This is a genomic window from Nocardiopsis camelliae (assembly GCF_028993595.1).
GTDB classification, from domain to species: Bacteria; Actinomycetota; Actinomycetes; order Streptosporangiales; family Streptosporangiaceae; genus Nocardiopsis; species Nocardiopsis dassonvillei.
The window spans coordinates 3,338,164-3,359,641 of sequence record NZ_CP118614.1 but is presented as its reverse complement, the minus strand read 5'-3'; the positions used below and the strand labels follow the sequence as shown (position 1 = coordinate 3,359,641).

General features: G+C 73.5%; 20 protein-coding genes. 9 read left to right on the top strand and 11 right to left on the bottom strand.

Features of this window, described 5'->3' with window-relative positions:
• Positions 1 to 400 precede the first annotated feature (400 nt).
• Entirely contained in the window at positions 401 to 1,447 is a 1,047-nt protein-coding gene (locus PV789_RS14685; RefSeq protein WP_274977955.1) for a Gfo/Idh/MocA family protein, read from the top strand.
• A gap of 118 nt (positions 1,448 to 1,565) precedes the next feature.
• Positions 1,566 to 2,399 carry a phosphotransferase gene (locus PV789_RS14680; protein ID WP_274977954.1) on the top strand — a complete coding sequence of 278 codons (834 nt, stop codon included), beginning with the start codon at positions 1,566 to 1,568 and terminating at the stop codon, positions 2,397 to 2,399.
• Positions 2,400 to 2,432: 33 nt separating this feature from the next.
• Here PV789_RS14680 and PV789_RS14675 read toward each other — a convergent pair whose 3' ends face one another.
• Positions 2,433 to 2,996: a helix-turn-helix domain-containing protein gene (locus PV789_RS14675; RefSeq protein WP_274977953.1), complete on the bottom strand. Its 564-nt coding sequence runs from the start codon at positions 2,994 to 2,996 to the stop codon at positions 2,433 to 2,435.
• A 32-nt stretch (positions 2,997 to 3,028) separates the two neighbouring features.
• Between PV789_RS14675 and PV789_RS14670 the strand changes: the two genes are divergently transcribed.
• On the top strand, positions 3,029 to 3,556 hold the full coding sequence (locus tag PV789_RS14670; RefSeq protein ID WP_475469343.1) for a GNAT family N-acetyltransferase: 528 nt from the start codon (positions 3,029 to 3,031) through the stop codon (positions 3,554 to 3,556).
• Positions 3,557 to 3,698: 142 nt separating this feature from the next.
• Positions 3,699 to 4,658: an EamA family transporter gene (locus PV789_RS14665; RefSeq protein WP_274977951.1), complete on the top strand. Its 960-nt coding sequence runs from the start codon at positions 3,699 to 3,701 to the stop codon at positions 4,656 to 4,658.
• 130 nt (positions 4,659 to 4,788) lie between these two features.
• On the opposite strand, the gene PV789_RS14660 is transcribed toward PV789_RS14665, so the two are convergent.
• Genes PV789_RS14660 through PV789_RS14650 form a run of 3 tightly spaced genes read right to left on the bottom strand, consistent with a single transcriptional unit; the run spans position 4,789 to position 7,963 of the window.
• Entirely contained in the window at positions 4,789 to 6,108 is a 1,320-nt protein-coding gene (locus PV789_RS14660; protein WP_274977950.1) for an ABC transporter substrate-binding protein, read from the bottom strand.
• A gap of 18 nt (positions 6,109 to 6,126) precedes the next feature.
• Positions 6,127 to 7,002, bottom strand: a complete 876-nt coding sequence (locus tag PV789_RS14655; protein ID WP_248770397.1) for a carbohydrate ABC transporter permease — start codon at positions 7,000 to 7,002, stop codon at positions 6,127 to 6,129.
• On the bottom strand, positions 6,992 to 7,963 hold the full coding sequence (locus tag PV789_RS14650) for a carbohydrate ABC transporter permease (RefSeq protein WP_274977949.1): 972 nt from the start codon (positions 7,961 to 7,963) through the stop codon (positions 6,992 to 6,994). The genes PV789_RS14655 and PV789_RS14650 overlap by 11 nt, the downstream gene beginning before the upstream one ends.
• Positions 7,964 to 8,396: 433 nt before the next feature.
• On the opposite strand from PV789_RS14650, the gene PV789_RS14645 reads away from it, so the two are divergent.
• The 5 genes from PV789_RS14645 to PV789_RS14625 all read left to right on the top strand — a co-directional run bounded on the left by PV789_RS14645 (position 8,397) and on the right by PV789_RS14625 (position 14,416).
• A complete protein-coding gene (locus tag PV789_RS14645; RefSeq protein ID WP_274977948.1) occupies positions 8,397 to 9,704 on the top strand; it encodes a Gfo/Idh/MocA family oxidoreductase in 1,308 nt (435 codons plus the stop codon).
• Complete coding sequence (locus PV789_RS14640) at positions 9,704 to 10,876, top strand: Gfo/Idh/MocA family protein (protein WP_274977947.1); 1,173 nt, start codon at positions 9,704 to 9,706, stop codon at positions 10,874 to 10,876. The genes PV789_RS14645 and PV789_RS14640 overlap by 1 nt, the downstream gene beginning before the upstream one ends.
• Positions 10,873 to 11,835, top strand: coding sequence for a DUF6807 domain-containing protein (locus PV789_RS14635; protein WP_274977946.1), 963 nt, complete (start codon positions 10,873 to 10,875; stop codon positions 11,833 to 11,835). Before PV789_RS14640 ends, PV789_RS14635 begins: the two co-directional genes overlap by 4 nt.
• 528 nt (positions 11,836 to 12,363) lie before the next feature.
• Positions 12,364 to 13,317 (top strand): NAD-dependent epimerase/dehydratase family protein, encoded by a 954-nt coding sequence (locus PV789_RS14630; protein WP_274977945.1) that lies wholly within the window; start codon positions 12,364 to 12,366, stop codon positions 13,315 to 13,317.
• A 67-nt stretch (positions 13,318 to 13,384) separates the two neighbouring features.
• Positions 13,385 to 14,416 carry a LacI family DNA-binding transcriptional regulator gene (locus PV789_RS14625; RefSeq protein WP_274977944.1) on the top strand — a complete coding sequence of 344 codons (1,032 nt, stop codon included), beginning with the start codon at positions 13,385 to 13,387 and terminating at the stop codon, positions 14,414 to 14,416.
• 38 nt (positions 14,417 to 14,454) lie between these two features.
• Here the strand turns inward: PV789_RS14625 and PV789_RS14620 are convergent, their stop codons facing one another.
• From PV789_RS14620 to PV789_RS14590, 7 genes are all read right to left on the bottom strand, one after another.
• Positions 14,455 to 15,342 (bottom strand): DUF2268 domain-containing putative Zn-dependent protease, encoded by an 888-nt coding sequence (locus PV789_RS14620; protein WP_274977943.1) that lies wholly within the window; start codon positions 15,340 to 15,342, stop codon positions 14,455 to 14,457.
• Positions 15,343 to 15,478: 136 nt separating this feature from the next.
• Positions 15,479 to 15,856, bottom strand: a complete 378-nt coding sequence (locus PV789_RS14615; RefSeq protein ID WP_274977942.1) for a DUF2784 domain-containing protein — start codon at positions 15,854 to 15,856, stop codon at positions 15,479 to 15,481.
• 247 nt (positions 15,857 to 16,103) lie between these two features.
• On the bottom strand, positions 16,104 to 17,192 hold the full coding sequence (locus PV789_RS14610) for a mandelate racemase/muconate lactonizing enzyme family protein (protein ID WP_274977941.1): 1,089 nt from the start codon (positions 17,190 to 17,192) through the stop codon (positions 16,104 to 16,106).
• Positions 17,193 to 17,194: 2 nt separating this feature from the next.
• Positions 17,195 to 18,100 carry a 5-dehydro-4-deoxyglucarate dehydratase gene (locus PV789_RS14605; RefSeq protein ID WP_274977940.1) on the bottom strand — a complete coding sequence of 302 codons (906 nt, stop codon included), beginning with the start codon at positions 18,098 to 18,100 and terminating at the stop codon, positions 17,195 to 17,197.
• Positions 18,101 to 18,153: 53 nt separating this feature from the next.
• On the bottom strand, positions 18,154 to 19,101 hold the full coding sequence (locus PV789_RS14600) for a sugar phosphate isomerase/epimerase family protein (RefSeq protein ID WP_274977939.1): 948 nt from the start codon (positions 19,099 to 19,101) through the stop codon (positions 18,154 to 18,156).
• A complete protein-coding gene (locus PV789_RS14595; protein ID WP_274977938.1) occupies positions 19,098 to 20,258 on the bottom strand; it encodes a dihydrodipicolinate synthase family protein in 1,161 nt (386 codons plus the stop codon). Before PV789_RS14595 ends, PV789_RS14600 begins: the two co-directional genes overlap by 4 nt.
• A complete protein-coding gene (locus PV789_RS14590; protein ID WP_013153050.1) occupies positions 20,255 to 21,409 on the bottom strand; it encodes a Gfo/Idh/MocA family protein in 1,155 nt (384 codons plus the stop codon). The genes PV789_RS14595 and PV789_RS14590 overlap by 4 nt, the downstream gene beginning before the upstream one ends.
• Positions 21,410 to 21,478: the final 69 nt, after the last annotated feature.

The window sequence follows — 21,478 nt, the reverse complement described above, 5'->3', positions numbered from 1 at the left end:
CGCAACACATGGTGGTGATCCCAGGCCCTGAGGTCCTCACGCCTGCGGATCGTGGCTGTATGAGGAGTGTATTACCTCGATGTAAACATAAATCCTTCGCGTCCGCGCTCGGTCGCCCCCTCCGGGAAACCGGTGTCGTCACTGGCCAGCGCATGCACAAACGGGTGTTGTGCCCGGGGAGGGGCGGGGTCGTTCCCCGCCGCCGGTGTTTCCACTGTGTTGCCTTCGGGTGACGCTGTGCGGAACCGGTTTTCGCATTCCGGAATCCTGGCGGTGCCCCCGGCCGAGGTCCGGCGCGTCCGCTCCCGTGCCCGCCGAGGCCTCCGGGGGCGGACGCTCCACGGACCCGGGCCGCGTAATCCCTTTGCGCGGCAGCCGTGCGGGGGAAGATGATGCCCCCATGCGCGTGGGAGTAGTGGGACTGGGGATGGGCCTGCACCTGGCGGCGTGGGCCGCCAGGCTGGGCATGGACGTGGTGGCGGCCTGCGACCGCGACCCCGCCCAGCGCGCCGCGGCCCGCGAGTGGCTGCCCGGCGCGGTCCTCACCGAACGCTGGCGGGACCTGCTCGAACAGGACCTGGACGGGGTGGTCCTGGCCAACGACTTCGACGCCCACGCACCCCTGGCCCTGGCCTTCCTGGACCGCGGCGTCCACGTGCTCTCCGAGACCGCCGCGTGCGCCGACGAGGCCGAGGCGAGGGCGCTGGTCGCGGCGGCCGACCGCTCCTCGGCGACCTACTCCCTGGCCGAGAACTACACCCTCCACCCGCACGTGCTGCTCGTCCGCGAGGCCGTCCGGGCGGGCGAACTGGGCCGGATCAACCTCATCGAGGCCGACTACCTGCACGGCATGTCCCCCGAGGGCGTCACCGGGCTGACCGGCGATCCCGCCCACTGGCGCGGACGCATCGCCCCCACCGCCTACTGCACCCACTCCCTGTCGCCGATCCTGGCGATCACCGGTGCGCACCCGGTGGAGGTCAGCGCGTTCACCGTGGACGAGGCCGCGCCGCGCCAGGCCAGCACCATGGTGGTGCGCCTGTCCACGGGCGCCCTGGCCGTCACCCGCAACGGCTTCCTCCAGGGCGAACCCGACAGCCACTGGAGCTGGGTGTCGGTACGCGGCACCCTCGGGCTGGCCGAGTCGGTGCGGGCGCGTGGAGAGCGCGCCTGGTCGGTGCGCGTGCGCCACGAGGGGTGGACCCGCCCCGACGGCGACGCCCGCGAGGAGGAACGCGTCCCGCCCGCGCTGCTGCTGGACGGCGAGCCCGTGGAGCGCGGGGCCGAGGGCACGGTGCGCCTGCTGCGGGGCTTTCGCGACACCGTCGAGCACGGCGCCGAGCCGCTGGTGCCGGTACGCGCGGCCGTGGCGGCCTCACTGGTCGGGGTGGCCGGGGCCGAGTCGCTGGCCCGCGGGTCGTGCCCGGTCCCGGTTCCGCTGCTGTGATCGGGGTTTCTCCTCCTCCGGGACGACCCCGAACGCGGCGCGGCCTCCCCTTGGACGGTCGGCGGCACTAGTTTCGAGGTGGACCCGCCGCCGCAGGTCCTCGACGCCGAGGAGAGCGATGACCCACCCGAGCGACACCGACAGCGGCACCGACAACAGGGGGAAGCGGCTGGCAGGCGGCATGATGACCACGGTGTTCCGGTACGGCGGCCACGTCGTGCGCACCGCGACACCCGCCGCACCCGCCATCCACGCCCACCTGGGCGCCCTGGCCGAGAGCGGGTTCAGGGGCGCTCCGGTGCCGCTCCGGCTGCGCGACGACGGCCGCGAGGAGCTGACCTTCGTGGAGGGGGACGTCGCCCTCCCGCCGTTCCCCGACTGGGCGTTCACCGAGCACACCCTGCGCTCGGCCGCCGAACTGCTGCGCCGCTACCACGACGCCGCCGCACGCGTGCCCGTGGACGCCTCGGCCGCCTGGAACACCGGCGCCACCGGGATGGCCGACCCCGCGGGCGGTCCCATCCTGTGCCACAACGACCCCTGCCTGGAGAACATCGTCTTCCGCCGGGGCCGGGCCGCGGCCCTGATCGACTTCGACCTGGCCGCACCGGGCCGCCCGGTCTGGGACGTGGCGGCGCTGGCCTACTACCTGGCGCCCGCGCTCGACCCGGTCTCGGCCGCGGGGACCCCGCACGGGGAGAGCGACGTCGCGCACCGGCTGCGCCTCCTCGCCGACGCCTACGGGCTCTCCCCCGACGACCGCCGCGCCCTGCCGGGGGTGATCGAGGAGTACACGGCCGTCGCCCGCGTCTTCGTGGCCGAGCGGGTCGAGAACGGTGACGCGCTGTTCGCCCGCGACCTGGAGCGGATGGGCGGATGGGAGCGCTGGGACCGCCGCCAGGCCTGGTTGGCCGACCAGCGCGCGGTGTTCGTCGGGGCGCTGACGCCCTGAGCCGGGCGGCGGATCCCGGGCCCGTCCGCCGCCTCAGGCTCCGCGCCGGGAGATGACCACCAGGTACCGGCAGTCCGCACCGGTGGGGTTGTGGAACTCGCAGGGCTCGGGCGGGCCCAGGTGCAGGCAGTCGCCCCGCTCCAGCACGTGTTCCACACCGCCCTCGCGGAAGGCCAGCGTGCCCTCCAGCACCCAGATCTGGTGGTGGGTGAGGGCGTAGGCCTGCGCGGGGAAGCCCACCCGCGCACCCGGCGGCAGCTCCACCTCCACCAGTTCGATCGGGCCGCCGGACGCGGGCGAGACCGCGCGCCGCCGGTAGCCCGTCCCGGGATCGGTCCACACGGGCTGCTCGTGCGCGCGGACCAGGCGGCGGTCTCCCCGCTCGGCGCGGGCGATCAGCTCCGACAGGGTGATGCCCAGCGCGGCGGCGATCCGCCCGAGCAGGGAGGCGGTGGGCTGGGCCTCGCCGTTCTCGATCCGGCTGATCATGCCCCGGGAGACCCCGGACAGCTCGGCCAGCGCCCCTCCGCTCAGCCCGCGGGCCCGGCGCAGCTCTCGCAGGGTCGAAGCCAGGGCCGTGCCCAGTGTGTCACTCATGACGTTCACTATAGGGAGCAGAACGGAATACCATAGTCGACATGACTTCGATGCCGACCCTCACAGTCCGCGACGCGACCCCCGCGGACGCCCCGGCGTGCGCGGCCATCTACTCCCCCTACGTCACCGACACCGCGATCACCTTCGAGTACGAGCCGCCCACCGCCGGGCAGATGGCCGAGCGGATCGCCGCGGCCCAGCGGCGGCACGCCTGGATCGTGCTGGAGGACGCCGACGGGGTCGTCGGCTACGCCTACGGCGGGCCCTTCCGCGCCCGTGACGCCTACCGGTGGTCGTGCGAGGTCAGCGTCTACCTGGCCATGGGCCGCAGGCGCACCGGCGCGGGGCGCGCCCTGTACCGGGAACTGCTGCCCCGCCTGGCCGAACGCGGCATGCGCACCGCCGTCGCGTGCATGACCCTGCCCAACGAGGCCAGCCTGGGCCTGCACCGCTCCCTGGGCTTCGAGGACGTGGGCGTCATGCGCCGGGTCGGCCGCAAGTTCGACGCCTGGCACGACGTCGCCTGGGCCCAGATCGACCTCACTCCCGCACAGGGCTGAGACCGGCTCCCACCGGCGGGGAGCGCGGTCCCCGCTCGTTCCGTCTGCGCCGGAGGGCGCACGCCGCCCGAGGACTCCCCCGGACCCCGGCCGTAGGCTCGTCAACGGTCCCATGTCCCCACCATCCCCCGGGAGCACCGCCGTGTCCGTCCCACCCGCGCGCCACCGGAGCTCGGGGCTGGCCTTCGCGCTCGCCTCGGCACTCGCCTTCGGCGGATCGGGCGTCTTCGCCCGCCCCCTGCTGGACGCGGGGATGGACTCCCTCCACGTCACCTGGCTGCGCGTGGCCGGTGCGGCGCTGCTGCTGGCTCCCGTGGCCCTGGCCCACTGGCGCACCGCCCGCCGCCGCCCGCTGCTGGTCCTGGCCTACGGCGTCTTCCCGATGGCCGGGGTCCAGGCCCTGTACTTCGCCTCCATCGCGCGCATCCCCGTGGGCATCGCCCTGCTCATCGAGTTCCTCGGCCCGGTCCTGGTCCTGCTGTGGCTGCGCGTGGTGCGCCGCACCCGGGTCTCCCCCGCCGCCGTGGTCGGCGTGGTCCTGGCCGTGGCCGGGCTCGGCCTGCTGCTGGAGGTGTGGGCGGGCGTGCGCCTGGACGCGGTCGGCGTGGGGCTGGCGCTGGGCGCCGCCGCGGCGCAGGCCGTCTTCTTCCTGCTGTCGGACACCATGGGCGAGGACACCCACCCGCTGGCCGTGGTCGCCTTCGGCTCCCTGGTCGCCGCGGTGCTGCTGGGCGTCCTGGCCCGGCCCTGGACGCTGCCCTGGCACATGCTCGCCGACCCGGTCGCGCTCGGCGGGTTCTCCTTCCCCGGTTGGGCGACGGCCCTGTGGCTGGGCCTGGTGTGCACCGCGCTCGCCTACTTCCTCGGCATCTCGGCGGTCCGGCGCCTGTCCCCGCAGGTCGCCGGGGCGGTCGCCTACCTGGAGGTGGTCACCGCGATCGTGCTGGCCTGGGTGCTGCTGGACGAGGCGCTCACCCCCGTGCAGGCCGTCGGCGCCGCCGTCATCGTCGCGGGCGCCCTCGTCGCCCAGACCGCCGTGCCCCCGGCCCCCGCACCGCCCGAGGCCGACCCCGAGCAGCCGCCGGTCACCGCCTCGCCCTGAGGAACGGGGAACCGCGCGCCGACGCCACCGGAACGCCTCACCGGGCGGGCCGCACACGCGGGCGGGCCCGGCGGAAGGAGATCCTCCCGCCGGGCCCGCCCGCGTGCCGGTGCCGTATCCGATGCCCGGATCAGGCCTCGCCGGTGGCCGCCTCGACCTCCGCGATGAACTGCTCCGCGGCCTCGGCCGGGGTCAGGTCGCCGAAGGTCAGGTCCTCGGTGACGCGCTTGGTGATGTCCACGACCTGCCCGGCGCCGATCGGCGGCGGCGGGTTGCCGTCCACGATCGTGCCCTCGATCTCGGACAGGAACACCGCGCTGCGGGCGTCGGCCTCGGGCAGCGAGTCGATGACGTGGGCGCGCACGTCCACGTTGGCGGGCAGACCGCGGTCGGCCAGGATCAGCTCGGCGGCCTCCTCGCTGTTGAGCAGGAAGTCCACGAACAGCGCCGCCTCCTCCGGGTGCTCGGTGCCCGCGGAGATGGAGTAGAACATGGCCGGCTTGAAGAACATGCCGGTGCGGTCCTCGGTGCTCTCACCCGGGTAGCGCAGCAGTTCGATGTCGCGGCCGGAGGAGGCCGAGATGCCGCCCAGCTGGTTGGTCCAGAAGTGGGCCATCGCGCCCTGGTTGGTGGAGAGCACCGACTGGTCGGGGCCGCCCGCCTCGATCTCCACGCTCTCGGCCGCGCCGGGCTGGCCGCCGTTCTCCACGAGCTGCTCGGTGACGGAGAACCACTCCTCCAGCGTCTCCTGGGAGAAGCCGAGGGATCCGTCCTCGGCGTAGAGGTTCTCCCCGCGCTGGCGGGCGAAGATCTGGAAGCCCGTCTCGTTGTAGGACATGCTCTGCGTGCCCACGACCTCGCCGTCGGTGGCCTCGCTGATCTGGGCCGAGATCTCGATGTAGTCGTCCCAGGTCCACGTCTCGTCGTCGGGCATCTCCACGCCCGCGTCCTCGAAGGCCTGGGGGTCGGCCAGGATCGCGTAGGCGTTCACGCCGGTGGCCACACCGAAGGTCTGCCCGTCCAGGTCGCCGCTCTCGGCCACCAGCGGGTCGATCCCCGACAGGTCCAGGTCGACCTCGTTGAGGTCGAGCAGGGCGCCGCGGTCGCCGTACTCGCGCAGGTAGCGCTCCTCCTGCGTGATGATGTCGGGGGCGTCGTTGGCGGCGGTGCTGGTGGCCAGGCGGTCCCAGTAGCCCCCCCAGTCGGTGTACTCGGGGACGATGGTGATGCCCGGGTTCTCGGCCTCGAACAGGTCGATGACCTGCTGGGTGGTGGAGTGGCGGTCGTCCGCGCCCCACCAGGAGAAGCGCAGCTCGACCGTGCCGTCGTCGGCCTCGGAGCCGCCACAGGCGGTGGCCGCCATCACGATGGCGCCCACTCCCGCGGCCACGGACAGGAAAGGGCTGCGGCGACGGGCCTGGGGGCGCCCGTTGCCAGGGTGTGCGTGCATGTGTTCGGTTCCCTTCGACTACTTGATTCCGGTGGTGGCGATGCCCTTGACGAGGTATCGCTGACCCGCGAGGAAGAAACCGAAGACGGGGCCCAGGGCGACGATCGACATGGCGAACAGCGGACCCCAGGAGGTCTGCGAGGTCGAGTCGACGAAGGTGCGCAGGGCGACGGGGACGGTGTACATCGACGGGTCGGTGAGGAAGATCAGCTGGCTGAAGAAGTCGTTCCAGGTCCAGATGAAGGTGAAGATCGCGCTGGTGGCCAGGGCCGGCAGGGACAGCGGCATGATGATCTGGAAGAAGATGCGCACGTGGCCGCAGCCGTCGATGCGCGCCGCCTCGTCCAGGTCGCGGGGCAGTCCGCGGATGAACTGCACCATGAGGAAGATGAAGAACCCGTCCGTGGCCAGCAGCTTGGGCACGATCAGCGGCAGGAAGGTGTTGATCCAGTCCAGCTCGGCGAAGAGGATGTACTGCGGCACGATCACGACGTGGATCGGCAGCATGATCGTGGCCATCATGACGGCGAAGAACAACCGCTTGCCGCGGAACTCCAGCCGGGCGAAGGCGTAGGCGGCCATCGAGCAGCCGATGAGGTTGCCCACGATCGCCCCGGCCACCACGATCGCCGAGTTGAGCAGGTAGTGGTGGAACGGGAACTGGAGGGCGTTCCACCCCTCGGTGTAGTTGCCCGGGGTGAAGGTCTCGGGGATCAGGCCCGGGGCGCGGAAGATCTCCTCGGTGGGCTTGAACGAGCTGGAGAGCATCCACAGCAGCGGGTAGAGCATGACCAGCCCGAAGGCGATGAGCCCGATGTGCGTGATCAGCCGTCGTGTGCGTTCGGCCCGCGTGCGCTTCTGCGAGGTCACGGGGGGCATTGTCTTAGTCGCCATAGAAGACCCAGTACTTGGAGGCGATGAAGTTCACCGCGGTGAACCCGCCGATGATCAGCAGCAGCAGCCAGGCCATCGCCGAGGCGTAGCCCATGTCGAAGGAGCCGAAGCCGCGCAGGTAGAGGTAGAGCGTGTAGAAGAGCGTGGAGTCCGAGGGGCCGCCGGTGCCGCCGCTGACCACGAACGCCTGGGTGAAGGTCTGGAAGGCGTTGATGAACTGCAGCACCATGTTGAAGAAGATGATCGGGGTGAGCATCGGCACGGTGATGTTCCAGAAGCGGCGCAGGGGGCCCGCACCGTCCACCGAGGCGGCCTCGTAGTACATGGCGGGGATCTGGCGCAGACCCGCCAGGAAGATCACCATGGGCGCGCCGAAGGTCCACACGTTGAGCACGATCAGGGTGCCCAGCGCGTAGTCGGGGTGGGAGACCCAGCCCTCGCCCTGGATGCCGAAGAAGCCGAGCACCTGGTTGATCAGGCCCTCCGCGCCGAAGACCTGGCGCCACAGGATGGCGATGGCCACGCTGCCGCCGAGCAGGGAGGGCAGGTAGTACACCGACCGGTACAGGGGCAGGCCCCGCACGCCGCGGTCCAGGATCATCGCCAGGGCCAGGGCCAGGGCGAGCTGGAGCGGCACCGACACGAAGACGTAGACGAACGTGACCCTGAGCGCGCTGTGCAGGCGCTCGTCGTCGAACATCCGCTGGTAGTTCTCCAGGCCGACCCACTCGTAGTCGCCGATGAGGTTGTAGTCGGTGAAGGAGAAGTACAGGGAGGCCAGGAGGGGGCCCGCGGTGATGAGCACCAGGCCGACGAACCACGGGGCCAGGAAGCCGTAGGCGGCGAGGTTCTCGTTCCGCCGCTTGCCAGGGGCCGGGCTCTTGCCGACCCTGCGGCGCGGCTTGGCGCCGGCCGGGGCGTCGGGGGCCTTGGCGGGCCGCCGTTGCAGGAGGGCGCTCACGGGGATCCACCCTCCTGTGGGGCCACCGCCGGAGCGCTGGCGGGCGCGTGCGGTCCTGGATTCATGGAAACTGCCAATCTCGTTCGGAGACGCGTACGCTGTGGGCGAGAACACGTGCTGAACTGCCTGAACATGTTCTGGTAAGCGCTATCCACGTACTAAGATGTTCAGTTTCTAGCACCGGGTTACATGGGTGTCAACGGCAGGTTTCCCGAAAACTGTGATCCAAGCCCCATATCGTTACGCTTCCGGCGGCCCGGGAGACGCGGTTCTTGCCGCGCGCTTTCCCGTCTCGCGCTCGTTCGCACGAGAAATCCCACCCTTCGAAGTCATCGCGCCACTCTCCGTCGTGCGTCACGGGAGTGCGGACGCTCGGACACGTCTTGGTCGACACCCTTGTCGACCGGATGGGAAAGCGTTTACCATGCCCTGTGTGAACCACACCACCCCACGCAGGTACGCGATCGTCGGCACCGGATCCCGCGCCCGGATGTACACCCGGGCCCTGACCGGCACCCACCGGGACCGGGGACGTCTGGTCGCCCTCTGCGACACCAACAGCACCCGCATGGCCGTGCACAACCGCATCGTCACCGACGCCGGACTCGACGCCGTGCCGACCTACTCCCCCGACGACTTCGTCCGCATGCTCAAGGAGGAGAGGGTCGACGAGGTCATCGTCTGCACCGTCGACCGCACCCACGCCGACTACGTCGTGGCGGCCCTGGACGCCGGACTCGACGCCATCACCGAGAAGCCCATGACCGCCGACCTGGAGGGGCTGCGGCGCATCAACGAGGCCCAGGCGCGCACCGGGGGGCGGGTGACCGTCGGCTTCAACTACCGCTACAACCCCGTCCACCGCCAGCTGCGCGACCTCATCTCCTCCGGGGTGATCGGCGAGGTCGGGTCGGTGCACTTCGAGTGGCTGCTGGACCTGCGCCACGGCGCCGACTACTTCCGCCGCTGGCACCGCGACAAGACCCAGTCCGGCGGCCTGCTCGTGCACAAGGCCAGCCACCACTTCGACCTGGTCAACTGGTGGATCGGCGCCCGCCCCACCGACGTGTTCGCGTCGGGGAGGCTGTTCTTCTACGGCGACGACAACGGCCGCCGCCACGGCCTGGCCGCCGACTACGAGCGCGGCCACGGCGAGGACGCCGCCCAGAGCGACCCCTTCGCCCTGCACATGGACGACAGCGCCGACCTGCGGGCCCTGTACCTGGACGCCGAGCACGAGGACGGCTACCGCCGCGACCTCAACGTCTTCGGCCCCGGCATCACTATCGAGGACGACATGTCCGTGCTGGTCGGCTACGACACCGGCGCGCGCCTGACCTACCACCTGGTCGCCTACGCGCCCTGGGAGGGCTACCGGATCGCGATCACCGGCAGCCGGGGCCGCCTGGAGCTGGACATGACCGAGTTCGAGTACACCTCGCCCGAGCAGGACGAGGCCACGCCCGTGCGCGGCATGCCCGCCCCCAAGGAGCACACCAGCGCGCGGCTGTGGCTGCGCCGCCACTGGCAGCCCCCCGAGGAGATCCCCGCGGCGGTGGGCGAGGGCACCCACGGCGGCGGCGACCAGCTCATGCTCGACTCGCTGTTCGGCGGCGAGGACGACGGCATCCGCCCCGACCACTCCGACGGCGGCAACGCCCTGCTCACCGGGCTGGCGGCCAACGCCTCCATCGCCTCGGGGGCGCCGGTCCGCGTCGCCGACCTGCTCGGGGGCAGCTGATGGGCGAACCCGTGCCCGTGCTGCTGGCCGGGGTCCACGGCCACGGCCGCGCCCACCTGCGCTCCCTGCGCGAACTGGCGCAGAGCGGCCTGGTCCGGCTCGTGGGCGTGTGCGACCAGCGCCCCGTCGCCGAGGACGACGACCTGGAGGGGCACGGCGCGCTGCCCTGCCACGCCGACCTGGGCGAGGCGATCGAGAGCACCGGCGCGCGGATCACCGTCCTGGCCACGCCCATCCACACCCACCTGCCCCTGGCCCGCACCGCGCTGGAACACGGCTCCCATCTGCTGCTGGAGAAGCCCACCACCGCGACCCTGGCCGAGTTCGAGGAGCTCACCGCGGCCGTGGACGCCTCCGGCCTGGCCTGCCAGGTGGGCTTCCAGAGCCTGGGGTCGGCCGCCGTGGAGGCCGTGCGCACCCTGGTGCGCGAGGGCGCGGTGGGGCGCGTGCGCGGCATCGGCGGTACGGGCACGTGGGTGCGCACCTCGGCCTACTACGACCGCGCCCCCTGGGCGGGGCGCCGCCGCCTCCAGGGGCGCGACGTGGTGGACGGGGCGCTGACCAACCCCTTCGCCCACGCCCTGGCCACCGCGCTGGCCGTGGCCGGAGCCGCGACCGAGGCGCCGCGCGGCGTGGAGCTGGAGATGTTCCACGCCCACCCCATCGAGGCCGACGACACCTCGTGCGTGCGCGTGCGCACCGCGGACGGGCTGCCCATCACCCTGGCGGTGACCCTGTGCGCGCCCGAGCACCTGCCGCCCCGCCTGGTGGTCCACGGCGACCTGGGGCGCATCGAGTTCGAGTACACGCTGGACCGCGTCACCGTGCACCGGCCGGGCCGACCCCCGGCCACCACCACGCACCCGCGCACCCACCTGATGTCCAACCTGGTCGAACACGTGCGCGGGGGCGAACCGCTGCTGGTGCCGCCCCGGGCCACCCGGGCGTTCATGCACGTGCTCGAAGCGGTGCGCACCGCGCCCGACCCGGTGGCGCTGCCCGCGGGCATGCAGCACGTGTACCGCACCGAGGAGGGGGTGCGCCGGATCGTCCCCGGCATCGACGCCCTCATCCACCGCAGCGCCGAGCACCTGGCGCTGTTCTCCGAACTCGACCCCGCCTGGTCCCCCGCGGCCCGGGCGGGAGCGACCGACGCGAAGGCCACGCCGTGAACACGCTGACCCTGGACGGTTGCGTCCTGGCCGTCCTCAGGGACGGGACCGACATCGAGCCGACCCTGTCGCCGCGGCCCTACCTGCACCCGGTGCGCACCCTCGCCGGGGTGCCGGTCACCGAGGAGCGGCCCGCCGACCACCTGCACCACTTCGGGGTGGGCGTGGCCGTGCCCGACGTGTCGGGGGTGAGCTTCTGGGGCGGGCGCACCTTCACCCGCGACCGGGGGTCGGTGCTGCTGGACAACCACGGCCGCCAGCGGCACGTGTCCTGGCTGGAGCTGGCCGCGGACCGCCGTGTGGAGGCGCTGTCGTGGACCGGCCCGGACGGGGCCGAGATGCTGAGCGAGGAGCGTACCGTGCGGGCCGCGGGCCTGGACGGGCGCACCTGGGTGCTGGACGTGCGCACGCAGCTGCGCAACACTTCCGGGCGCGACCTGAGCATCGGCAGCCCCGCCACCAACGGCAGGCCCGGCGCCGGGTACGGGGGCCTGTTCTGGCGCGCGCCCGTGGCCGCGGCCCCGCCCGCCGTCGTGGGCGCTGGCGGGCTGGAGGGCGAGAAGGCCCTGCACGGTTCGCGGGCGGAGTGGCTGGCCCTGGTCGGCGGCGGCGGTGAGGGCGCCGGGACCACTGGTGCCGCTGCGGGAGAGGGCGCCGGAGGCAGTGACGCCCAGGGTGGCGGCGCGGCCTCGGGCGGAGCCGAAGTCGGCGCGGCGGACGCTGACGGGGCCGGGGGGTGGACCCTGGTCTTCCTCCAACCCGGGGAGCACACCGACCCGTGGTTCCTGCGGGCCGAGGACTACCCGGGGGTGGGGCCCGCGCTGGCGTGGGACACGCGGCTGCCCCTGCCCGAGGGCGGGCGCCTGGAGCGGCGGCTGCGCGTGGCGGTGCGCGACGGGCGCGCCGGCGGGGCCGGGGAGCTGGCGGCCCTGGCCGAGGCCGCCCGGGACCTGTTCTAGCCCGGGGCCCGACCCGGTCGGAATCCGCCGAGGTCGGAACCGCCCGGCTGGGAACCGCCCCGGTGCGGTGACCGCGCAGGGCCACCGCACCGCTCCCTTCCCCTTCTGCGTCGTTCGAGGGTCGGATCCCTCCCAGCGCACCGGCGCCGTTTGCGGCCGGTCCGCCAGCTTTTCGGTCGGCCAGCCGCCCCGGGGTCCGTGCCCGGGAGGGCCCGGGAGGGCCCGGGGGGGCGCGGGCCGGTCCGCCAGCGCCCTGGTCGCCGGTGGGGTCCGTCGGTGCCCCGGCCGTCGGCGAACCGGTCATCGACGGCCCGGATCCGCGGACCGGCGGCGTGGGACACGGGACCGCGAACGGCCGGCGGGAGGAGGGGAAGGGCGGCCCGGACACGAGGGGCGCAGCACGAAGCGGGCGGGCCCGGGGACCCCCCGATATCAACGTTAGAACCGCCGCGCGGGGCGGCACCAGTGCCCCGCACGACCTGTGGACAACCCCCCGGACCCGGGGGCTAGGGAAGGAAGACAACACCCATGCGCGTTCTCGTCACCGGCGGCTCCGGACGGCTCGGCCGCAGCGTCGTGGCCACCCTGGCCGCACGCGGACACCAGGTGACCTCCGTGGACACCGCCGCGACCGACCCGCCCGAGGGCGTCGACGCGGTCACCGCCGACCTGCTGGACCCGGACGCCCTGGAGGCGGCCTTCACCCGGGCCCGCCCCGAGGCCGTCGTCCACCTGGCCGGGATCGCCGTGCCCTTCGCCCGCCCCGACGTGGAGACCCTCCAGGTCAACACCGGCCTGGCCTGGGCGGTGCTCTCCGCCGCCGTCGCCCACGGCGCCCACTCGGCGGTGGCCGCCTCCAGCCCCACCGTGTACGGGTACAACACCCCCTCCTGGGCGCCCCGCTACCTGCCGCTGGACGAGGCCCACCCGGTCACGCCCTGGCACGCCTACGGGCTGAGCAAGGCGATCATCGAGGACACCGTGCGCGCCCTGGCACGCACCTCCGCCACCTGCGTCCTGTCGTGCGTGCGCCCGGGTTACGTCGTGGCCCCCGAGGAGTGGGAGGGCGCGCCCACCCAGCTCGGGCACACCATGGCCGAGCGGCTGGCGGACCCGGCCCTGGCCGCCACCTCCCTGTTCAACTACGTCGACGCCCGCGACGCCGCCGAGCTGTTCGCGCTGGTCATCGAGAACCCGGCCAAGGTCAGCGGCGGCCAGGTGTTCAACGCCATGGCCCCCGACCCGCTGTCCGAGGTGCCCGTCGACGCCCTGCTGCCCCTGCACCACCCCGGCACCGCCCCGGCGGCCGCCGCCCTGGCCGACGGCCGCGCGGTCTTCTCCTCCCAGGCGGCCCGCGCCGCGCTGGGCTGGGCCCCCTCACGGACCTGGCGCACGCAGCTGCGCACCGGGCAGAGCCGCGCGGCCGCCTTCGAGGACGGTTCCGTGGCAGACGGGGCGCGTGGGGCGTCAGAGCGTCCGTGAGCTGGTCGAGGGCTCCGCTAGGGTAGGAAAGAGTTTTCCCATGGGCCGAGGCAGGAGAGGGAGCGGCGTGGAGTCCGGTTACGTGACACTGGAACAGGTCGCCGAGCACGCCGGGGTGTCCCTGGCCACGGCGTCCAGGGTGATCAACGGCAGTACACGCCAGGTCAGCCAGCGCCTGCGCGACAAGGTGACCGCCAGCGCGCGCGAACTCGGCTACCTGGCCAACGCCTCGGCCCAGACCCTGGCCCGCAACAGCAGCGCCCTGGTCGGCCTGCTCGTCCACGACATCTCCGACCCCTACTTCTCCTCGATCGCCGCGGGGGTCACCCGCCACACCGAGGAACAGGGGCTGGTCCTGGTGCTGGGCACCACCAGCCGCTCCGCGCAGAAGGAGGGCCGCATCCTGGCCACGCTGCGCGCGCACCGGGCCCGCGCGGTGGTGCTGGTCGGCTCGCGCTCCACCGACGAGGAGAGCAACCGGCGCCTGTCCGAGGAGATCCGCATGTTCCGCCGCCAGGGCGGGCGGGTGGCGTGCGTGTCCCAGGAGGGCCTGCCCGCGGACACGGTCACCCCCGACAACCACACCGGGGCCTCCGACCTGGCCCGCCACCTCATCGCCCAGGGGCACCGCGAGTTCGCCATCCTGGCCGGGCCCACCGACCTCCAGACCGCACGCGAACGCCTGGACGGGTTCCACTCCGCGCTCTCGGGCGCGGGGCTGGAGCTGGCCCACCACAACGTGGTGCACGGCGCCTTCACCCGCGACGGCGGCTACGAGTCCACCCGCCGCCTGATGGCGGTGGGCACCGACGCCACCTGCCTGTTCGCCGTCAACGACGTCATGGCCACGGGGGCGATGGCCGCGCTGCGCGACCTGGGGCTGCGGGTGCCCACCGACCTGTCGGTGGCCGGGTTCGACGACATCCCCACCCTGCGCGACCTCACCCCCGCCCTGACCACGGTGCGCCTGCCGCTGGAGGAGATGGGCGAGCGCGCCGCGGTGCTCGCCCTGGACGGCGAGCCCAGTGACGAGCCCCGCGTGGTCACCGTGCGCGGCGAGGTCGTCGAGCGCGAGAGCACCGCGCCGCCCACCCGCTGAGGGCTGCGGGCGCGCCGAGCGTGCCCGCAGCCCGGCGGTCAGCCCTCGCGCCCGAGCGCGGTGGCGATGACCCGCGAGCTTCCGTCCCGCAGGGCCTGCGCCGCGGTCCGGCCCGTCGCGGCCAGGTAGGCGTCCGCCAGCCTGTTGCCGACCGCGTACCCCGCCCCGGTCGGCAGCCCCACCGGGGCGGCGCCGAAGCGCCGCGCGCTGGCGTCGCCGTGCACCCAGGCCGTGAAGTTCTCCATTCCGGTCACGCCGAGCCCGGACACGACCTTGTCGAAGACCGCGTCGTCACGCAGGGACGGCACACCGATGCGGGTGCGGCCGAGTTCGTCTCCGTACAGTTCGCGGGCGAACGCGTCGGCCAGCCCCTCGGAGACCACGTGCTCGCCGACCGTCACGGTCGCCGGGTCCCAAACCACCCCGCCGGGCCCGTAGCGCAGGTTGTGGTGGAGTTCGTGCACGGCGGTGGCCTCCAGCCGCGCCACGTTCTCGGGGAAGGGCCACAGGGTGATCACGATGTAACCCGACAGCCCGCCGTTGCCGGACACGCCGAGGCAGGGACCGGTGAAGTGGTCGTCGCCGGGGTCCCCGAGCACGAACAGCACGGTGATGTCGGGGACCTCCAGATCCGGGGTCGCCGCCAGCAGCGCGGACAGCGCCCCGTCGAGCGCGCGCCGCAGGCGCTCCCAGGCCCCGGCGGCCGCCAGCGTCTCCAGCGCGTCGAGGCAGCGCTGTTCGTCGCGGTCCAGGGGGAACCCGAACGACCGCCGGTGCATGTCGGCCGGGTCCACCTCACCGGGGAAGTAGCGGTACATGCCCCGGACGGGTTCGAGCATCGAGCGCAGCAGGTCGGGGCGGTCGGCGGCCGGGGCCAGCAGGACGCGCCGCATGGAGGAGAGGGTGTCGGGAACGGTGATCGTCATGCCCACGGACGCTAGGGGTTGACGCAGCGTCAAGGTCAACCTCTCCCGCCGGACCCGCTCCCGGGGGCCGCCGCCGCGCCACGCCCCACGCCGTTCGGTCCGCCGCCCGGCCGGTGCCGACGCGCAAGTCGACCGCTCACACCCCGACCCGCCGCGCCGCACGGCGGCGCAGGACCAGCCACCCGGCGACCGCCCAGGTCAACGCCACGATCCCGGCCATGACCAGGCGCGAGGTGAGCAGGTGCTCGGGCGGATAGAGGTTCCCGGTCAGGTAGAAGTCGATGAAGCCGTTCTCCATCACCGGCCGCCCGGTGCGCGACCGCGACCAGTTCTCGATCTCGGTCAGGAAGCACGGCCAGTCGACGATGACGATGCCCAGGGCGTAGGCGGCCACCGCCAGGTGCACCCAGAACATGCGGGGCCAGCGCCAGGCCAGCGCACCGCCGAACACGACGAAGGCGAGGAAACCGAAGTGCAGGGCCGCCGCGGCGTGGCCCACCAGGAGGGAGGTCATGTCCCGAACCTAGGACCGGGCCGTCCCGCCTACATCGGTACGCGCACCCGGTCCCCCTGAGTACCCCTACTCTTGTGCCCTCCCTCCCGCTCGACAGCGGGAGGTCGCGGAACCGCCCGCCGGCGGCCGCGGGGCCGGAGCCCCGCCGCGGGCCGCCCCGCGGCCCTGCCCTCGCCCGCCCACGCGCAAGGGCCGGGACGCCACCGCCACGGGGCGTCCCGGCCCCTTTTCCGGTCGCGACCCGGTGCTAGGGGGAAGCGTCCGCGACCGGTGTGAGCGTGTCGGCGAACACCAGGCCGTGGCCGCGGCCGGTGTCGGCGCGCACCCGGCCCCGGTCGAACTCCACCCCGCTGGGGCGGGCCAACGCTCCCAGCGCGGCGAAGGAGGCCCGGTCGATGTCCTCGACCATGGCCACCCGGGGCAGGCACAGCGCCAGCTGCCCCGACAGCTCGGGCAACAGGTGCGGAGCCACCGGCACGCCGCGGCGCGCCATCGACTCCGCGATCCGCAGGAACGGGGTGATGCCGCCCACCCGCACCACGTTGGGCTGGGCGACGTCGCACACCCCCAGCTCCACGGCCCGCTCGAACTCGGCGACCGTGCGCAGGTTCTCACCCACGGCGAAGGGCACCCGCGTGCGCTCGCGCAGGCGGGCGTGCGCCTCCAGGTCCTCGGCCGGGAGGGGCTCCTCCACGAAGTGCGGGCCGAACTCCTCCAGCGCGTCCAGCGCCCGGACCGCCCCGGGCACGTCCCAGCGCTGGTTGGCGTCCACCATCAGCAGCCGGTCCGGGCCCAGCACCCCGCGCACCGCGCCCACCCGCTCGGCGTCCCGGGCCGGGTCGGGCGAGCCGACCTTGATCTTGGCGGCGACGTGCCCGGCCTCCACCCAGCCGCGCACCTGTTCCACCAGGTCGGGCAGGGAGTAGTCCAGGTTGACCCCGCTGCCGTAGGCCGGTGCCGACTCGCGGCGCCGACCCACCAGGTCCACCAGGCTCGACTCGGCCGCGCGGGCGCGCAGGTCCCACAGGGCGATGTCCACCCCCGCCAGCGCCATCAGGGTGAGCCCGCTGGTGCCCGCCTCGCGCAGGTGCCAGCGCAGCTCGTCCCACCGGGCCGGATGGGCCTCGGCGCCCACCAGCGCGGGCCGCAGGTCGTCGTTTACCAGCGCGGCCACCGCCCGGGCCCCGATCAGCGGGGTCCACGCGAACCCCGTGCCGACCAGACCGGCGTCGGTGGCCACCCGCACCACCACGACGTCGTTGCGGTCCACGCCCCCGTCCCAGGACCGGTGCAGCGGCAGCCGGAAGGCCCGGGCGCCGACCTCGGTGACGCGCACGTTCAGCCCTCCTTGACCAGGGACAGGCCGGTCTCGATCAGCTCGGCCAGCTCGGCCTCCTCCTCGGCGGTGGGGTCGCTGAACGGGGCGCGCACCCCGCCCATGTCCACCCCGCGCAGCCGGGCGCCCGCCTTGACCAGCGACACCGCGTACCCGGGCGTCCGGTCGCGCAGCCGCACCAGCGGCTCGAAGAACTCGTGCATCAGGGTGTCGGCCAGCGCGTCACCGGAGTGGAAGGCGCGGTAGAAGGCGTCGGCCACCTCGGGCACGAACGCGAACGCCGCCGAGGAGTACAGCGGCACGCCCACCGACCGGTAGGCCGCCACGGTCAGCTCCGCCGTGGGCAGGCCGTTGAAGAAGGTGAACTCCTCGCCGCGCAGGTCGCGCACCGCCATCACGATCTGGTGCATCCGGCCCAGATCGCCCACCCCGTCCTTGATCCCCACCACCTGCGGGATCGCGGCCAGCTCCGCCGCGCTCTGGGGGGTGAACACCATCGACCCGCGCTGGTAGACCACCACCGGGATGTCGGAGGCCGCGACCACGGTGCGCACGTAGTCCACCAGCCCCGACTGCGGCGCGCCCACCAGGTAGGGCGGCAGCAGCAGGATCGCGTCCGCGCCCAGTTCGCGGGCCGCGCGGGCCTGCTCGATGGCGGTGCCCACGCTGCCGCCCGCACCGGCCACCACCGGCACGCGGCCCGCGGTGGCCTCCACCGACCGCCGCACCACCGCGGCGTGCTCGGCGGCCGACAGGGCGTGCACCTCACCGGTGCCGCAGGCCGCGAACACCCCGCCCGCGCCGTGCTCCACGCCCGAGGCGACGTGCTCGGCCAGCACGTCCTCGTTGACTCCTCCTTCGGAGTCGAAGGGGGTCAGGGGGAAGAAGAGGATTCCGTCGAAGTTCAAACTCGCTCCTTGAGCTCGGGGGGACCGGGGGCGCGCGTGCGCCCCCGGGGGCCTCACAGGACGTGCTGGACGTGGCGTCGGGCCAGGGTGGCGATGACGTCGTCGCCGTCGGCCGACCAGATCCGCTCGTTGAAGATCTCCACCTCGATGTCACCGTCGTAACCGGCCGCGTCCACCGCGCGGCGCAGGGCCCGCACGTCGGCGTGGCCGTCGCCGACCATGCCGCGCCCCAACAGGGCGTCGGCGGGGATGGGCAGCTCCCAGTCGCAGGCCTGGAAGGAGGCGATGCGCCCGCCCGCCCCGGCGCGGGCGATCTGCTCCCACACCTGGGGGTCCCACCACACGTGGTAGGCGTCCACCACCACGCCGACGGCTGCCGCGTCGAAGCGTTCGGCCAGGTCCAGGGCCTGTCCCAGTGTGGAGAGCACGGCGCGGTCGGCGCAGAACATCGGGTGCAGGGGCTCCAGCGCGAGCCGCACCCCCCGCTCCAGGGCGTAGGGCGCCAGCTCGGCGATGCCGTCCGCCACCCGCTCGCGGATCCCGACCAGGTCGCGTTCGCCGTCGGGCATCCCGCCCACGACCATGACCAGGCAGGGCGCACCGAGTTCGGCGGCCTCGTCCACGGCGCGCCGGTTGTCCTCCAGCGCCGCGGCCCGGTCCGGGGCGGTGAGGAACCCGCCGCGGCAGTGCGAGGACACGCGCAGCCCGGACCGGCGCAGCAGGGCGGCCGCCTTGGCCAGGCCCATCTCGGCGACCGGCTCGCGCCAGGTCCCGATGGCGGGCAGCCCGGCGCGCAGGCAGCCGTCCACGGCCTGGGTCAGGTTCCAGTACTTGACGGTGGCCTGGTTGAGCGAGAGCCGTGCCAGGCGCGGGTCGCCCGGTTCGGGGGTGGGCACCGCGGCGGGCTGCCCGGAGGGCACGTCCACCGCGCCGGGCACGACCGCCGCGGGTGCGGCCGTCCGCGCGGGGGGCACCGCGGCGCCCTCGGGTACGGTGCTCACTGGTCGACTCCTGACACCTGGAGGAGCGCCCGCATGCGTGCCGCGGCCAGGTCCGGGTCGGTCAGGGCCCCGGCGGCGTCGGCCAGGCGCACCGCCTGGGCCAGGTGGGGCAGGTCGCGGGCGCTGTGCAGCCCGCCCACCATGTGGAAGCCCTTCTGGTGGCCGTTGAGCCAGGCCAGGAAGGCCACGCCGGTCTTGTAGTAGAAGGTGGGCTCGGCGAACAGGTGCCGGGCCAACGGGACCGTGGGGTCCATCAGGGCCCGGTACCGCTCGGTGTCGCCCTCGTCCAGGGCTGCCAGCGCGCGGGCGGCGGCCGGGGCGATGGCGGCGAAGACGCCCAGCAGGGCGTCGGAGTGGCCCTGCTCGTCGCCCAGCACGAGGTCGGGGTAGTTGAAGTCGTCGCCGGTGTAGAGGCGCACGCCCTCGGGCAGCAGCCGCCGCAGCCGCACCTCCAGCGAGGCGTCGAGCAGGGAGACCTTGATGCCCTCCACCTTCGCCGCGTGTTCGGCGATCAGGGCCGCCACCGGCTCGATCGCCTCGGCCGGGTCGGCGAAGCCCCAGTACCCGGCCAGGGCCGGGTCGAAGGCGGTGCCCAGCCAGTGCAGGATGACGGGCTGGTCGGCCCGGCCCAGCAGGTCGGCATAGACCTTGGCGTAGTCGTCGGGGCCCGAGGCGACCGCGGCCAGGGCGCGCGAGGCCATGAGGATGGGGGTGGCTCCGGCGCCCTGGACGACGTCGAGCTGCTCACCGTACGCGGTGATAACGCTTTCCAGATCGGCCTGCGAAAGGTCGAGCTGGTCGGTGCCCACCCCGCAGGCCAGGGCGGCGCCGCGCGCGGCGGCCTCCGCACCCGACCTGCGGATCAGCTCGGCGGTGGCCGCCCAGTCCAGGCCCATGCCGCGCTGGGCGGTGTCCATGGCGTCGGCCACGCCCAGGCCCTGGTCCCACAGGTGGTGGCGGAAGGCCAGGGTGGCCTCCCAGTCCAGGCGGGCCGGGGCGCCGGGGGCGTTGGCCGACAGGGGGTCGGCGACCACGTGCGCCGCCGCGTAGGCCGTGCGCGAGCGGGCGGGGGGAAGCGGGGAGGCGTCGACGGGGGTGCCGCTCAGGGTGTAGGGGGCCGCGGTGCCGTCGGCGGCGGGTAGCAGGAGTGTGCTCATGCGAGGGTGACCTCGTCCAGTTCGATCGTGCGTCCGGTGCGCGCCGACTGGAGCCCGGCCTCGGCCATCTGGAGGCCGCGCGCGCCCGAGAGCAGGTCGTGCGGGAAGGGGGTGTCCAGGACCACGTGGCGCAGGAAGTCCTCCCACTGGGCGCGGAACCCGTTGGGGAACTCGGTGTTGTCGGGCACGGGCTCCCACTGCTCCCGGTAGCGCCCCAGGTCCTCCAGGTCGGGGTTCCAGACCGCCTTGGGCGTGGCCGAGCGGTGCTGGGCCCGGCAGGAGCGCAGCCCCGCCACGGCGCTGCCGTGGGTGCCGTCGACCTGGAACTCCACGAGTTCGTCGCGGGCCACGCGCACGTTCCAGGAGGAGTTGATCTGGGCGATGACGCCGCCGTCCAGTTCGAAGATGCCGTAGGCGGAGTCGTCGGCCGTGGCCTCGTAGGGCCGGCCCTCCTCGTCCCAGCGGCGCGGGATGTGGGTGGCCACCTTGGCGGTGACCGCGCGCACCGGGCCGAACAGGTGCTCCAGGATGTAGTGCCAGTGCGGGAACATGTCCAGCACCATGCCGCCGCCCTCCTCGGCGCGGTAGTTCCAGCTGGGGCGCTGGGCGGGCTGCCAGTCGCCCTCGAACACCCAGTAGCCGAACTCGCCGCGCACCGACAGGATGCGGCCGAAGAAGCCGCTCTCGACCAGCCTGCGCAGTTTGAGCAGGCCGGGCAGGAAGAGCTTGTCCTGGACCACGCCGTTGCGCACGCCAGCGTCGCGGGCCAGTTTGGCCAGCTCCAGGGCGGCGCTGAGCGTGCTGGCGGTGGGCTTCTCGACGTAGACGTGCTTGCCCGCGGCGATGGCGGCGCGCACCGCCGCCTCGCGGGCGTGTGTGATCTGCGAGTCGAAGTAGACCGTGATGTCGTCGTCGGAGAGCACACCGTCCAGGTCGGTGGACCAGCGCTCGATTCCGTGGCGTTCGGCGATCTCGCGCAGCTTGTGCTCGGAGCGTCCGACCAGGACGGGCTCGGGAATGATCCGGGAGCCGTCGGGCAGGCGTACGCCGCCCGCCTCCCGGATGGCCAGGACAGACCGGGTCAGGTGCTGCCTGTACCCCATGCGTCCGGTGACGCCGTTCATGGCGACACCCAGCACGTGATCACCCATGGGTTGTTACCACCTTTCCGTGTGAAAGCGCTTTCCAGCCTACGGCAAGAACACCCCTGTGCACCAGAG

What these genes read in the sequence shown, in the direction of transcription:
- PV789_RS14685 (WP_274977955.1), top strand. Translation starts at nt 401, where the DNA reads ATGCGCGTGGGAGTAGTGGGACTGGGGATGGGCCTGCACCTGGCGGCG.
- PV789_RS14680 (WP_274977954.1), top strand. Translation starts at nt 1,566, where the DNA reads ATGACCCACCCGAGCGACACCGACAGCGGCACCGACAACAGGGGGAAG.
- PV789_RS14675 (WP_274977953.1), bottom strand. Translation starts at nt 2,996, where the DNA reads ATGAGTGACACACTGGGCACGGCCCTGGCTTCGACCCTGCGAGAGCTG.
- PV789_RS14660 (WP_274977950.1), bottom strand. Translation starts at nt 6,108, where the DNA reads ATGCACGCACACCCTGGCAACGGGCGCCCCCAGGCCCGTCGCCGCAGC.
- PV789_RS14655 (WP_248770397.1), bottom strand. Translation starts at nt 7,002, where the DNA reads ATGGCGACTAAGACAATGCCCCCCGTGACCTCGCAGAAGCGCACGCGG.
- PV789_RS14640 (WP_274977947.1), top strand. Translation starts at nt 9,704, where the DNA reads ATGGGCGAACCCGTGCCCGTGCTGCTGGCCGGGGTCCACGGCCACGGC.
- PV789_RS14630 (WP_274977945.1), top strand. Translation starts at nt 12,364, where the DNA reads ATGCGCGTTCTCGTCACCGGCGGCTCCGGACGGCTCGGCCGCAGCGTC.
- PV789_RS14620 (WP_274977943.1), bottom strand. Translation starts at nt 15,342, where the DNA reads ATGACGATCACCGTTCCCGACACCCTCTCCTCCATGCGGCGCGTCCTG.
- PV789_RS14615 (WP_274977942.1), bottom strand. Translation starts at nt 15,856, where the DNA reads ATGACCTCCCTCCTGGTGGGCCACGCCGCGGCGGCCCTGCACTTCGGT.
- PV789_RS14595 (WP_274977938.1), bottom strand. Translation starts at nt 20,258, where the DNA reads ATGAGCACACTCCTGCTACCCGCCGCCGACGGCACCGCGGCCCCCTAC.
- PV789_RS14590 (WP_013153050.1), bottom strand. Translation starts at nt 21,409, where the DNA reads ATGGGTGATCACGTGCTGGGTGTCGCCATGAACGGCGTCACCGGACGC.